Origin of the sequence: Iamia sp. SCSIO 61187, from assembly GCF_019443745.1 — a bacterium.
In the GTDB taxonomy this organism is placed as follows: domain Bacteria; phylum Actinomycetota; class Acidimicrobiia; order Acidimicrobiales; family Iamiaceae; genus Iamia.
In genome coordinates this window covers 1,096,040-1,108,990 of sequence record NZ_CP050948.1, presented here as the reverse complement: position 1 = coordinate 1,108,990, position 12,951 = coordinate 1,096,040, and the positions used below count along the sequence as shown (strand labels likewise).

Sequence of the window (12,951 nt, the reverse complement as noted above, 5' to 3'; positions counted from 1 at the left end):
CCTTCCGTGGCGCCACGGATGGTGCCAGGCACCTTCCGTGTCAGCGGAGGAAGCCCTTCTCGACGGCGCCGCGGGTGAGGTCGTCGCGGACGCTGGGGTCGGCGATGGCGATGAGGGCCCGGGCCCGCTCGGCGAGGGATCGCCCCCGGAGCTCGGCCACGCCGTGCTCGGTGACCACGTGGTCGACGGTGTTCTTCAGCGTCGTGACCACCGACCCCTCGGTCAGGGTGGGCACGATGCGGGACCGGCCGTCGCGGGTCAGCGACGGGGTGACGATGAACGCCTGGCCCTCCTCGGCGTACATCGCCCCCCGGGCGAAGTCGGCCTGGCCGCCCGACGACGACCAGTAGCGCCCGGCCACCGTCTCGGAGGCGCACTGGCCGATGAGGTCGACCTCGGTCGTGGCGTTGACCGAGGCGAACCGCTTCATCCGGGCGATGACGCGGGGGTCGTTGACGAAGTCGACGCCGAGCATCTCGACGACAGCGTTGCCGTCGAGCCAGTCGTAGAGCCGCTTGGTACCGAGGCAGAAGGTGGCGGCGATGCGGTTGCGGCGCACCTCCTTCTCCACGCCGGTGACGACCCCGGCCTCGACCAGGTCGACGACGCCGTCGTGGAGCAGCTCGGTGTGGACGCCGAGGTCCCGGTGCCCGCGCAGGGCGTCGAGCACGGCGGCGGCGATCGAGCCGATGCCGATCTGGATCGTGGCCCCGTCGGGGATGCGCTCGGCCACCAGCTCGCCGATCGCCCGGTCGGCGGTGCGGGCCTCGGCCCGGGGCACCTCGAGCAGCGGGCGGTCGGACTCGCACCAGCCCACGACCTGGGAGTGGTGGAGCGTGTTGGCCCCGTGGGTGCGGGGCATGTGGGGGGTGGCCTCGAGGAAGAACGGGACGCGCCCGATGAGGCTCGTCACGTAGTCGGCGTTGGTGCCCAGGCTGAAGTACCCGTGGCGGTCCGGCGGCGAGGCGGCGGCCACCACGACGGTGCAGTCGGTGCACCGCTGGAGCAGGAGCGGCACCTCGGAGAAGTTGTTGGGGACGAGGTCGATCGTCCCGTCCCAGTAGGCCGGCCGGGTGACGTGGGACAGGAAGTACGACACGTGGGTGAGGCGGTCACCGTGGGCGCCGTGGAGGTACGGCCGGTCGTGGAGGGCGTGCATCTGGTGCACCCGCACCCCCTTCAGCCCGTCCGCCCCCGCCTCGATGGCGTCCATGACGGCGGTGGGCTCGCCGTTGGCAAGGGGCACGATCACATCCGCCCCCGGGGTCAGGAGGTCGAGCACGGCCTCGGGTGGGACAGGCGCAGGCATCAGCACCGGGCCGAGGTTAGGCAGCCGGGGGCGCCGGTCGCCCCACGCTGGCACCATGGGGCCGGAGGTGCACACGTGGCCCAGATGGAGCGGTTCTCCGACCCGGAGACGGGCGGACCGGTGCGCGTCGAGCTGCGCCGGGACGGCACGGTCTTCCGCATCATCCGGCGGATCCGCTACGACGACCCCCACCACGACGAGCCCTTCATCGTCCCCGCCGACCTGGAGGCGTTCCGGACCGACCTGGCCTCGATCCCGTGGTTCTTCGCCTGGCTCGTCCCCGGCCTGGGCTCGCACCTGCCGGCGGTGCTCGTGCACGACGCCCTGGTGCTGGCGCCCGGCGAGCCGCGGTGCCACATCGGGCCCGACGTCGATCGGGAGGAGGCGGACCGCATCCTGCGCGACTCGATGGCCGACCTGGGCACGCCGGTGGTGCGGCGCTGGCTGATGTGGGCGGGCGTGATGCTGGCCACCGCCTGGTCCGACCTGCGTCCCCGGTGGCGGTGGCGTCCCCTCGTCGCCGTCGGGCTGGGGGGCATCGCCGTCCTCGGCGCCGTCGCCACCGCCGACCTGTTCGACGCCGGCGACGGCGGTCTCCTCCCGTGGATGGGCGAGCGGCCGTGGTGGGTCGAGCTCCCGCTGGGCGGGGCCGGGGCCGTGATCGTCCCCCTGGCGATCTCGGTGCTCTGGGGCCGGCGGTGGCGCGTCGGCGCCATCGCCGGGGTGGCGTTGGCCGTGCTCCTCCACGTCACCGTCGCGGTGGTCGCCGTGTACGGCCTCTACGCCGCCCTCGAGTGGCTCGTGTCCGGTCCGGTGGAGGGCTCGGGGCCCTCGGTCCCGGCCAATCGGGCCGACCCGCAGGCCGGTCGCGATCCGGTGGGGACCCCGTAGCCTGCCCCGATGGGACACGGACGACCTCCGGCGACCCCCGGGGCCCTGCGCCGGCTGCGCGAGGAGATCGGGGAGGCCGGCCTCCACCTCGACGGTAGCCAGCCATGGCACGAGCTGGTGCTGGCCGAGCTCGACTACGCCCGGCGGCCCAAGATCCACGAGCGGCGCATCCCGTCCTACGGCGCGTTCATCGCTCCATCGGTGTCCTCGTGGGCCTGGGAGGAGTCGACCGAGCTCACCATCGAGCGCCGGCCCATCGTCGACCGCTCCACCGACGCCGCCCGCCGCTTCGCCGACGGCATCTCGAGCTGGATGATCCGCCACGTCGACGGTGACGACGAGTGGGCCGTGTTCGACCGGCCCGCCGGGTCGGAGCGTGACCTCGTCGTGCTGGCCGAGGCCCTGGGCGCGGTCGTGGTCCAGCGCCACCCGGCCGGGCTGGTGCGGGTGGTCGGCGACTTCGGCGTCTACCGCTGGGACAACATGACCTGGCACCACGAGCCCCGCGTGGCGACGTGGATGGAGGCGGTCACCCGCGGCGCCGGCGCCGGCACCCCGGAGCGCAAGGTGGTCGAGACGCTCCTCGAGTTCGCCGTCCACGACCTGGGGGCCCGCAACATCGGCGCCACGCTGATCTACAAGGCCGACCCCGCCCTGCGGGCCGGCATCGAGCAGCGCCTGCCGGACCCGCCCCCGCTCAAGGTCAAGCGCCCCGCCGACCTGGCGCCCCTGCGCCACGTGCTGGCCCAGATCGACGGCGCCGCCCTGTTCGACGCGCACGGCACGCTGGTCGAGATCGGCGTCCGGCTGGTGCCGAGCGTCGAGGCCGAGGCCGACGTCGAGGGGTTCCGGGGGATGCGCCACACCTCGGCCCGCCGCTACAGCTTCGACGACCCCCACGCCGTGGTGATCGTGGTGAGCGAGGAGGGGCCGGTCACCGTCCTCAAGGCCGGGCAGAAGCTGGGCGCCTCGGCCCTCCAGCCCGAGACCCCGGACGACGGCGAGGCCGACATCGTCGTCGGTGGGCGCCGGACGCCCGAGGGCGCAAGCGCCTAGCTCAACCGCCCGCCCCGGCCTCCGGCATGGAGAAGGTGAACATCTTGTCGGGCTCGATGCGGGCGTAGACCGGCCCGGAGTCGAGGAACTGCTCCCAGTCGTCGCCGTAGGTCGGCGTGTACACGTCGAGCAGGGCCCGGCGGAACCCGGCGTCGCCGGAGGGGGACGCGTCGACGGCCTCGGCCCGGCCGTGCACGGTGACGTTCAGGTGCTCGCCGGGGAGGTGGGTCGCGCTGACGGCCGGCCTCCGGCGGATGTGGCGGAACCGGACCGAGTCGGGCGACGACCCGAAGTGGAACCGGCCCCGGTAGAAGATCCCGTCGACCGGCCCGGCGATCGGGCGGCCGTCGGCCGTGCTCGTGGCCAGGACGAGCAGCGTCATGCCGGTGAGCTGCTCGCTGAGCTGGGCGGCGGTGAGGCGTCGCTCGGGGGTGATGATCTCGCGCAGGTGGGCGCCGGCGGCGGCGTGGCTGGCGTCGAGCACCGCCTGGAGCCGGGCCAGGTCCTCGGTCGTCTCGTGCATCGGGGGTCCTCCTCTACGGTGTAGAGGAGGCTACTCTACGCCGTAGAGATGGCAACCCACACGCCCCGCGCCCGGGAACCGCTGACCCTCGCCCGCATCGACGCCACCGCCTTGGCACTGGTGGACGAGGGGGGCATCGCCGCACTGTCGATGCGCCGCCTCGGCACCGCCCTCGGGGTCGACCCCATGGCCATCTACCACCACGTCCCCAACAAGCAGGCCCTGTTCCACCGGCTGGTGCGGGCCGTGTTCGCCGACATGCCCGTGCCCGACCCCACCGGCCCCTGGGCCGACCGGGTGCGGGGGTGGGCCCTCGCCTATCGCGACGTCGTCGCCGCCCACCCCGCCCTGGTGCTGACGATCGTCGTCGACCAGGAGGCCGTCGCCATCGCCACCTCCGCCGCCACCGAGGAGCTCCACCGCGCTCTGGCGGCCGCCGGGCTGCCGCCCGAGGACGTCGAGCTGTGCGCCGACGTGGTCGTCGACCACGTCAACGGCGCCGTGCTGGCCTGCGCCCCGGGGCCTGGCGGCGACCCGCCCGACGCCGCCCTGGCCCGCCATCTGGCGGACGCCTACGCCGCCGGCCTCGAGGTCGTCCTCGCCGGCATCGCCACCCGCATCCCGGGCGACCGACCGGCGGGCCGACCCCGAGAGCTCACCAGGGGACCTCGACGACGTGGTCGACCGTGAGGAAGGCCCGCCGCAGCTCGGGGGACAGCCCGTCGTAGGGCGATGCCTGGCTGCGGTGGCAGGCGATGGCCTCCTCCCGCACGGCGAGGACCGCGGAGGTGTCGATGGCGACGAGCTCGGCGTCGGGCCGCCCCAGCTCGTCGAGGTCGAGCTCCAGGTACACGGTGTCGGCACCGGCCCTCTCCTCGGCCCACCGGCGCATCAGGCTGTTGGCCAGGCTGGAGTGGACGAGGCGGGGTCGCCGTCCTTCGGTGGCGACCGAGCCCAGGGCGAGGGCGACCGCGTCCCGGAGGTGGACGTGGTCGCGGTGGCCGTCGCTGCCGTCGAGGGTCAGCACGACGTCCGGCTCCAGGGCCGCCAGCCGGCACGCCAGGTCCCGGGCGACGACGTCGACGGGGGTGGCGACCAGGGAGCGCGGGTGGGCGTCCCCGTCGAAGCCGGAGTCGCGGTACCCGAGCAGGGCGACCTCATCGACGCCGAGGGCCCGGGCGGCCCGGGTCAGCTCGACCTCGCGCACCAGGCCCAGGGGCCAGCAGGCGGTGACCGGGTCCGGCACCCGCTCGCCCTCCCCGCCCCGGGTGGCGCAGAGCACGGTCACCCGCGCTCCGGCCGCCGCCGACTGGGCGATGAGGGACCCGCAGCCGAACGTCTCGTCGTCGGGGTGGGCGACGACCACCACCAGGTGCTCGCCGCCGGCGGCGAGGGGCCCGGTCCGGAGGGCCTGCTCGGCGACCGCCGAGCTCACGTCGGCGCTCCGGCGAGGGCCTGGGCGATGATCTCGTCGAGAACGGGCTGGCCCGGGGTGGGATCGGCCACCGCGGTCGGGACCTCGTGCAGGAGGCGGAACGCCTGGCTCACGTTGGCGCCGGTGACGGCAGGACCGTGGCACGAGGCGATGGTCGTGATGCCCAGCCCGGCCACGGCGTCGACGGCGGCGTGGTAGCGGCGCTCGTCGACCATGGTCACCCAGGGGCTGTTCATCAGCTGCATCTGGAGCGTGCCGTGGCGCCAGCCCTCGGCCTCGAGGTCGGCGACGTCGGCGGTGCCCTGGGGGACGGGGCAGGCGAAGCAGTCGCTCGCCCAGTAGACGCCGGTGCCCGTGTCGAGCAGGCCCCGGGTCGTGGGCGAGTCGTACAGCGGCGGGCGGACGGCGGCGTAGGTGCGGCCGTTGGCCTCGAAGGTGTCGCCGGCGTCGAGCCAGCGCATCCGCCACGGCGGGAGGAACGGCATGTTGCCGAGCCGCTCCCACTGGAACCAGGAGGTCAGCAGGGTGGCGTTGGGGCACGCGGCCATGACCTGCTCCACGTTGCCGACGTGGTCGACGTCGTCGTGGCTGACGAACACCCACCGGACGTCCTCGGGGTCGACCAGCGACCACATGTCCTCGAGGTAGCGGTCGCGCAGGGTGGGGATCCCGGTGTCGACGATGATCGGCTCCGGGCCCCGGATGACCATGGCGTTCAGGTGGACCGCCACGGGGGCGAGCCCCTCGCCCTGGGTCGCCTGGAGGACGAACGTGTCGGGCGCGACCTCGTGGGGCGCGTAGCGGGGCGGGGGCGGCGGTCCGGCGGGGCCGCCGACGGGCGGGGGGGTGGGGATGTCGATGGTGCTCATGGGTGTCGTGTTCCTTCGGGTGGTGCGGCGTCGTCGCTGCAGGTGGGTGGGAGGTCCGGGCCGGCCCGGGTGTTCCGGGTCCGGGGTCCCGCCCCCGCCCGGAGGGCGGAGCCGGGCGGCGCCCTCGCGTCAGGCGAGGGCCAGGCCGTCGATCTCGACGACCATCCCGGGGACGGCGAGTCATCAGCTGACGTCCGACTCGGCTGTAGGGTCGATCCTGGTCACGCGACGGAGGGGACCGAAGATGGCCGAGGAGACCTGGCACGCCGCCCGCCTGATCCCCACGTCGGGGATCAACGGCACTCCAGAGCAGGAGCGCCGGGCGACGTCTGCCCTGCTCGCGGTGATGACCGCCGTCCGCGAGTTCGGCGCGGCCATGACCAAGCCCTTCGGCGCTCCCGCAGGGACGATCGAGGCCTACGTCGAGGTCCCCTTCGAGCTCGACGGGAGGCGGGTGTACCCCGATGGGCTCATCAGGGCCAGACGCGGCAGCAAGGTCTGGACGGCCCTCGTGGAGGTGAAGACCGGCGCGAACCTGCTCGCCAAGGAGCAGCTCGAGACGTACCTCGACGTGGCCAAGTCCGAGGGCTTCGATGCCGTCCTGACGATCTCCAACGAGCTGGCGCCGACCCCTGGAACCCATCCGACGACGCTCGACAAGCGCAAGCTCCGCAAGGTCGCGATCCATCACCTCTCGTGGACCGAGGTGCTGACCACGGCGGTCATGCAGAAGGTCCACCGCGGGGTGGCCGACCCGGACCAGGCCTGGATCCTCGGCGAGCTCATCCGGTACCTGGAACACGATCGTTCCGGCGCCATGGGGCTCTCGGACATGGGCGACCACTGGGTCACGGTGCGCAATGCCGTCGACGACGGGACGATCCGCCCCACCGACAAGGGTGTCCCGCAGGTGGTCACCCGCTGGGAGCAGCTGGTCCGGTACGCGTGCCTCTCCCACGGGCAGCGCCTCGGAGTCGAGGTCCAGCCGATGCTGTCGCGCAAGGAGGCCGCTGACCCGGAGTCCGCTCTCGCCGAGTCGGTGAGGTGCCTCGTCGAATCCGGCGTCCTCCGTCGCGACATCCGCATCCCGGGGGGTGTCGCGCCGTTGACCCTCGAGGCGGACCTCCGAGGGCAGCGAGTCTCGTGCTCGCTCACCCTCGACGGCCCGAAGACCGGTCGACCGCAGACCCGGGTGAACTGGTTGCTGCGCCAGCTCTCGTCCGCTCCCGACAACCTCCGCATCGACACCTACGTCGTCGGCAGCCGTTCGATCGCCGCATCCGAGCTGCTCGGCAAGGCTCGCGAGGACCCGACGATCCTGGTGACGGATCCCCAGAAGGTCGTCCGCGCCTTCCGACTGGTGCACTCGGCTCCCATGGGGGCGAAGCGGGGCGGCGGTCGAGGCTCCTTCATCGGTTCGGTGCTCCAGGTCCTCCACGACTTCTACGAGGACACGGCCCAGCACCTGAAGCCATGGTCGACCTCGCCACCGAGGTCGCGGGACGTGTCCGACGAGGTCGCCCAGGAGGCGGTCGAACAGGGGGTCCCCCGAAGCCTCCTCTCGGCTGGCGCCTCGTCACAGGATGGACCGGAGACCGTGCTCGCCGACGAAGACGAGCCGCCGACCGGAGAGGTGCAGGTCGAGCCCGATCCCTCACTGGTCGCCCTGCCCGGGGAGCCGCCGCTCGGCGCAGGGATGCGACGCCACCGTGTCGGTTTCCGGGCGACGCTGAGGGTGTCACCCGCCGAGCGGTGATCAGGCCGTCGGGGGCGGGTTCTTCCAGGTGTCCCAGTAGGTCACGTCCTCGACCGGGCGGCGCTTGGGCTCGCCCCAGCGCCCGGTCGGGTACCCCACCGGGATCATGGCCCAGGTGTTGACGTCGGCCGGGATGTCGAGGACGGTGCGGACCTCGTCCTCCTTGAACCGGTGGACCGTGGTGAGCGTGGTGCCCAGGCCGAGGGCCCGGCCGGCGAGGAACAGGTTCTGGACGCCGGGGAAGATGGACGACTCGACCTGGCCCTCCTGGCCCTTGGAGCACGGGAGGATGATCACCGGTGCGTCGCCCATGTGGTCGCCGAGGTGGTCGGCCGAGGCCAGCATGCGGGCGACGGCGGGCTCGTCCTCCCGCGACGCGTACATGGGCCGGACCATGCGCCAGCACTCGCCGTAGACGGCGCCGAGGGCGGCCCGCTTGTCGGGGTCGCGCACCACCATCCACCGCACGGGCTGGCTGTTGCCACCGGTCGCCGCCTTGGTGGCGTAGGTGACCATGGTGAGCACGTCGGCGTCGCTCACCTCCTTGCTGGTGTCGAGCCGGCGCATGGCGCGGGTGGTCGACATGGCTTCGAAAACGTCCATGGGGGTTCCTTCCTAGGAGATCGGTGCCGCGTACTGCTCGCGGAGGCGACGCTTGTAGAGCTTCCCGTTGTCCTGGCGTGGCAGCGCGTCGGTGAAGGCGACGGCCCGGGGGCACTTGAAGTGGGCGAGGCGCTCACGGCAGAAGGCGATGAGCTCGGCCTCGAGCGCCGGCGACTCGTCCACGTCGGGCTGGAGCTCGACGACGGACAGCACCCGCTCGCCCCACTCCTCGTCGGGCACGCCGATGGTGGCGGCGTCGCCCACCGCGGGGTGGGTCAGGAGGACGGCGTCCACCTCGGCGGGGTAGATGTTCACGCCGCCGGAGATGATCAGGTCGGCGGAGCGGTCGGTGAGGAACAGGTAGCCGTCCTCGTCCATGTAGCCGACGTCGCCGAGGGTGAAGTGGTCGCCCCGGTAGGCGCCGTCGGTCTTGGCCGCGTCGCCGAAGTAGGTGAACCGGCCGGTGGGCGGGGCCTTGATGTACACCAGCCCGACCTCGCTCGGGGGCAGCGGCGACCCGTCGTCCGCACCGACGAAGACCTGGTCGGCGGGCGTCGGCCGTCCGACCGTGCCCGGCCGCTCCAGCCACGTCGCCGGCGAGGCGAAGCAGCCGACCCCCTCGGTGGCGGCGTAGTACTCCCAGACGATCGGCCCCAGCCAGTCCATCAGCGCCTGCTTGGTCGGAACCGGGCACGGCGCCGCCCCGTGGAGGACGTGGCGCAGCGTGCTGGTGTCGGCCGCGGCCCGCACCGACGCCGGCAGCGACAAGAGCCGGTGGAACATCGTCGCCACCATGTGGGTGTGGGTGACGCCGTGCTCCTCGATCAGCCGCAGGGCGAGAGCGGCGTCCCACTCCTGCATGAGGACGACCGTCGCCCCGAACGCCAGGGGGATCTGGAGCGAGAAGGCCATCGGGGCGGCGTGGTACAGCGGCCCGGTGCAGAGGTGGACGTCGCCGCCGGTCTCGTCGTAGCCGTAGATGTTGGCCACGGGGGGCGCGTCGGCGGTCGGGTCGTGGGGCCGGTGGACCCCCTTGGGCCGACCGGTCGTGCCCGAGGTGTAGAGCATCGTGGTGCCGGGCGTGGGGTCGTCGATGTCGGCGCCGGACTCGACCGCGGTGGCGGCCCCCAACGGCTCGAAGCCCTCGATCTCGCCGCCGACCGACAGCCGGACCGTGCAGCCGGGGGCCGACGCCGCAGCGCCCGCCGCCATGGGGCCGACCGCGGCGTCGGCCACGAACGCCTTCGCCTGGCAGTCCGCCACGATGTAGGCCGCCTCGTCGGCGGTGAGGTGCCAGTTGATCGGCGTCAGCCGGAACCCGGCCCGGTGGGTGGCGTCGACGACCTCGGCGAACTCGGCCCGGTTGCGACAGGCGAGGGCCACGGCGTCGCCGACGTCGAGCCCCCGGGCCCGCAGCGACCGCACGACCCGGTTCGACCCGGCGTTGAGCTCGGCGAAGGTCCGCAGGCCCGTGCCGTCGGGGGTCACGATGGCCATGGCGTCCGGGGTCTCCGCCGCCCACCAGGCGAGACGCATCCCGCGCCGGGCCATCGCCTCCCGCGTCGCTCCCGCGGCCCCCTCGGCTGCGTCGCTCACCGGTGCGCTCAGGCGGATGCCGGCGCGGCGGCGCGGTCGCGGGCGACCTCGTCGTAGGCCTCGTACTCGCTGGCGGTGTCCTCGGCCATCTCGAAGCGCATGAGCCCGGCCTCGCCCCACTTGGTGCGGAGGTAGCCGTCGTTGGCGTCGAGCAGGCCCAGCTTGCGGACGTTGGGGACGAGCTTGGCGTAGAACGAGTGCTCGAAGCCGGAGTAGACGCTGCCCCCCATCGAGGCCGCCGCCTCCTTCAGCGTGGGGACGATGGCCTTCACGTCGACGCCCATCCGGTTCCAGATCTCGGGGGTCGTCGACCGGGCCCGGTTGCGGATGGTGGCCTCGAGCAGGAACTCCTGGCGGTCCTTGAGCTCGGGCTCGGACATGTCGGAGTAGTACTCCTGCAGGCTCAGGACGCCGAAGGCGACGTGGCGGGCCTCGTCGCTCATCACGTAGCGGAGCAGCTTCTTCAGCAGCGGCTCGCGGGCGGCGCGCAGCATCCCGCCGAAGGCGGCCAGGGCCAGGCTCTCGATGACGATCTGCATGCCCAGGTAGGCGATGTCCCAGCGGCTGTCCTCGATGAGGGCCGTGATCTGCTCCTCGAGGAACGGGCTCATGGGGTAGGCCTCGCCCAGCTTGGTGTGGAGGTACTTGGCGAAGACCTCGGTGTGGCGGGCCTCGTCCATGGTCTGGGTGGCGGCGTAGTACTTGGCGTCGATCCACGGCACGGTCTCGACGATCTTGGCCGCGACCATCATCGCCCCCTGCTCGCCGTGCATGAACTGGCTGAGCTGGGCCTTGAGGACCTCGATGCCGAGCTGGGTCAGCTCCGCGTCACCCCACGAGGCGATGGGCGACCCGGGGAGGTCGACGGCCCGGCGGGCGATCTCGACGATCGGGTTGGGGTCGGCGGCCGTGCCGACCAGCCGCTCGGGGTCGACGTCGGTGTCCCAGTCGAGGTCGGTGACGCTGTTCCACTGCGACCCCATGGCCTTGTTGTAGAGGGTGACGAGCTGGCCCCGGCTGCGGTCGTAGTCCCACAGGAAGATCCGGTCGGCGTGGTCGTGGACGACCTTCAGCGTGTCGTCGACGGTCGCCCGGTCCGGGACCTCGGGCGGTGCGGTCGTGCTCATGGGACCTCGCAGGGCTGGGCGGTCGGGGTGACCCGCGACACGCCTCACCGTAGCGCCTCCGCCACGACCTTGACCCGGCGGTCAGGGGGCGGCGGACGGGCTCGGGCGGGCGCGCCAGACTGCGGGGGTGGGTCGCGTGGTCGTCGTCGGCAGCATCAACGACGACCTGGTCGTGGTGGCCGGACGGCTGCCCGGGCCGGGCGAGACGGTGGCCGGCACCTCGGTGAGCCACTCGTCGGGCGGCAAGGGCGCCAACCAGGCCGTGGCCGCGGCCCGGGCGGGGGCGCCGACGCTGATGGTCGGCGGCGTGGGCCGCGACGAGGCCGGGGACCGCCTGCGGGCCGGGTTGCGGGACGCCGGGGTCGACACCGCCGGTGTGCGGGTCGTCGACGGTCCGACCGGCGTGGCCATCGTGACCGTGGCCGGCGGCGAGAACACCATCGTCGTCGTCGCCGGGGCCAACGCCCGGCTGGACCCCCACCAGGTCGAGGCCGTCGCCGTCGCACCGGGGGACGTGGTCGTCGCCCAGCTGGAGACGCCGACCGAGGCCACCGTCGCCGCCTTCGGCCGGGCCCGGTCGGCCGGCGCGGTGACCGTCCTCAACCCGGCACCGGCGGCGCCGGTGCCGGGCGCGCTGCTGGACCTCGTCGACCACCTGGTGGTGAACGAGCACGAGGTGGAGCTCGTCCTCGGCGTGGCCGCCGCCGACCTGGTCGCCGACCGGGGAGACGCACGCCAGCGCCTGCGCGCCGCCTGCCGCGCCACCGTCCACCTCACGCTCGGCGCCGACGGCCAGCTCGTCCTCGGCCCCGACATGGCGATCGCCGTGCCCGGGCGGGCCGTCGAGGTCGTCGACTCCACCGGCGCCGGTGACTGCTTCACCGGCTCCCTGGCCGCCGGCCTGGCAGCAGGTGTGCCGCTGGAGGCGGCCGTCCGCCGGGCGGGCGCCGCCGCCAGCCTCAGCGTCACCCGCCCCGGCGCCGCCCCGTCGATGCCCACCGCCGCCGAGGTCGACGCGGTCCTCGCCTGACGGGCGCGGCCGCCGTGGTCGTCACCCCGGCGTCCCGCCGCCCTCGAGGTCGGCCCACCACCGAGCCAGCGCCTGCTCCAGGGTGAGGTCCGTCCCCGGCGCCAGCCCGTCGGCCAGCAGCCGCTCGGCCACGGCGAGGTAGTCGGGCTGGGCCGCCCGGTTGCCAGCGACGACCGCGTCGTCGGCCAGCACCGTGGCGACCGGAACCGCCCGGCGGCGGGCCACCCGGTGGACGATCGCCACCAGCGGCAGCGCCCCGGCCCACCGCGACAGCGGTCCGAGGTCGACGGGCACGAAGGCCGGGAGGCGCCGGGCGAAGAAGGCGTTGAGCTCGCCCATGCGCTCCGCGCCCTCCCAGATCGGGTCGGCGGCGGCGTGGTGGACCTCGGCCACGTGGGCGTAGCGGCTCGCGGCCCGGCACAGCACGCAGGGCTCGAGGGTGGTGAGCAGGGTCGTGGGCTCGGGCGTGCCGAGCGACAGCCGGCCGAGGGCGTTGACCTCGGCGTGGGCGACGTACGAGCCACCGATCTGGCCGGCGGGCGGGTCGGGGTCGGCGGAGCGGTTCCGACCCTCGGCCACGACCGTCCCGTCGGGGCCGAGCACCACGGCGCCCACGGCGATCGACCCCTCGACGAACGCCTCCCAGGCCAGCTCCAACGCCCGCCGCCACGGGTCGCCGATCCCGTCCCAGGCGTCCTCCCACCCCACCTGGGGATCCTGGCACGCCGGTGGCCAGGCGGCCCGTCGTGATCCTCC

At 73.7% G+C, this 12,951-nt stretch carries 13 protein-coding genes; 5 read left to right on the top strand and 8 right to left on the bottom strand.

The window, feature by feature from the left end; translation table 11 throughout:
• Positions 1-40 precede the first annotated feature (40 nt).
• A complete protein-coding gene (locus HC251_RS05460; protein ID WP_219945621.1) occupies positions 41-1,309 on the bottom strand; it encodes an acetyl-CoA hydrolase/transferase family protein in 1,269 nt (422 codons plus the stop codon).
• An 84-nt stretch (positions 1,310-1,393) separates the two neighbouring features.
• On the opposite strand from HC251_RS05460, the gene HC251_RS05455 reads away from it, so the two are divergent.
• The gene (locus tag HC251_RS05455) at positions 1,394-2,200 is read left to right on the top strand and encodes a DUF1353 domain-containing protein (RefSeq protein WP_255566793.1); all 807 of its coding nucleotides are present in this window, start codon (positions 1,394-1,396) and stop codon (positions 2,198-2,200) included.
• 9 nt (positions 2,201-2,209) lie between these two features.
• The gene (locus HC251_RS05450; protein ID WP_219944295.1) at positions 2,210-3,256 is read left to right on the top strand and encodes a diadenylate cyclase; all 1,047 of its coding nucleotides are present in this window, start codon (positions 2,210-2,212) and stop codon (positions 3,254-3,256) included.
• 1 nt (position 3,257) lies between these two features.
• Here HC251_RS05450 and HC251_RS05445 read toward each other — a convergent pair whose 3' ends face one another.
• A complete protein-coding gene (locus HC251_RS05445) occupies positions 3,258-3,779 on the bottom strand; it encodes a pyridoxamine 5'-phosphate oxidase family protein (protein WP_219944294.1) in 522 nt (173 codons plus the stop codon).
• A gap of 48 nt (positions 3,780-3,827) precedes the next feature.
• Between HC251_RS05445 and HC251_RS05440 the strand changes: the two genes are divergently transcribed.
• Complete coding sequence (locus HC251_RS05440) at positions 3,828-4,469, top strand: TetR/AcrR family transcriptional regulator (protein ID WP_219944293.1); 642 nt, start codon at positions 3,828-3,830, stop codon at positions 4,467-4,469.
• On the opposite strand, the gene HC251_RS05435 is transcribed toward HC251_RS05440, so the two are convergent.
• Both HC251_RS05435 and HC251_RS05430 read right to left on the bottom strand, forming a co-directional pair.
• Entirely contained in the window at positions 4,435-5,214 is a 780-nt protein-coding gene (locus tag HC251_RS05435) for a PIG-L deacetylase family protein (protein WP_219944292.1), read from the bottom strand. The two genes, HC251_RS05440 and HC251_RS05435, sit on opposite strands and share 35 nt — an antisense overlap.
• Positions 5,211-6,083: an MBL fold metallo-hydrolase gene (locus HC251_RS05430; protein WP_219944291.1), complete on the bottom strand. Its 873-nt coding sequence runs from the start codon at positions 6,081-6,083 to the stop codon at positions 5,211-5,213. Before HC251_RS05430 ends, HC251_RS05435 begins: the two co-directional genes overlap by 4 nt.
• Here HC251_RS05430 and HC251_RS05425 point away from each other — a divergent pair.
• The gene (locus HC251_RS05425) at positions 6,067-7,839 is read left to right on the top strand and encodes a hypothetical protein (protein ID WP_219944290.1); all 1,773 of its coding nucleotides are present in this window, start codon (positions 6,067-6,069) and stop codon (positions 7,837-7,839) included. The genes HC251_RS05430 and HC251_RS05425 overlap by 17 nt on opposite strands.
• On the opposite strand, the gene HC251_RS05420 is transcribed toward HC251_RS05425, so the two are convergent.
• Genes HC251_RS05420 through HC251_RS05410 form a run of 3 tightly spaced genes read right to left on the bottom strand, consistent with a single transcriptional unit; the run spans position 7,840 to position 11,165 of the window.
• A complete protein-coding gene (locus HC251_RS05420) occupies positions 7,840-8,442 on the bottom strand; it encodes a nitroreductase family protein (protein WP_219944289.1) in 603 nt (200 codons plus the stop codon).
• 12 nt (positions 8,443-8,454) lie between these two features.
• Positions 8,455-10,038 carry an AMP-binding protein gene (locus tag HC251_RS05415; protein WP_219944288.1) on the bottom strand — a complete coding sequence of 528 codons (1,584 nt, stop codon included), beginning with the start codon at positions 10,036-10,038 and terminating at the stop codon, positions 8,455-8,457.
• An 8-nt stretch (positions 10,039-10,046) separates the two neighbouring features.
• Positions 10,047-11,165, bottom strand: a complete 1,119-nt coding sequence (locus tag HC251_RS05410) for a ferritin-like domain-containing protein (protein WP_219944287.1) — start codon at positions 11,163-11,165, stop codon at positions 10,047-10,049.
• Positions 11,166-11,292: 127 nt separating this feature from the next.
• Here HC251_RS05410 and HC251_RS05405 point away from each other — a divergent pair, with 127 nt between their 5' ends.
• The gene (locus HC251_RS05405) at positions 11,293-12,195 is read left to right on the top strand and encodes a ribokinase (RefSeq protein ID WP_219944286.1); all 903 of its coding nucleotides are present in this window, start codon (positions 11,293-11,295) and stop codon (positions 12,193-12,195) included.
• Between the two features lie 21 nt (positions 12,196-12,216).
• Here the strand turns inward: HC251_RS05405 and HC251_RS05400 are convergent, their stop codons facing one another.
• Positions 12,217-12,903: a hypothetical protein gene (locus tag HC251_RS05400; RefSeq protein WP_219944285.1), complete on the bottom strand. Its 687-nt coding sequence runs from the start codon at positions 12,901-12,903 to the stop codon at positions 12,217-12,219.
• Positions 12,904-12,951: the final 48 nt, after the last annotated feature.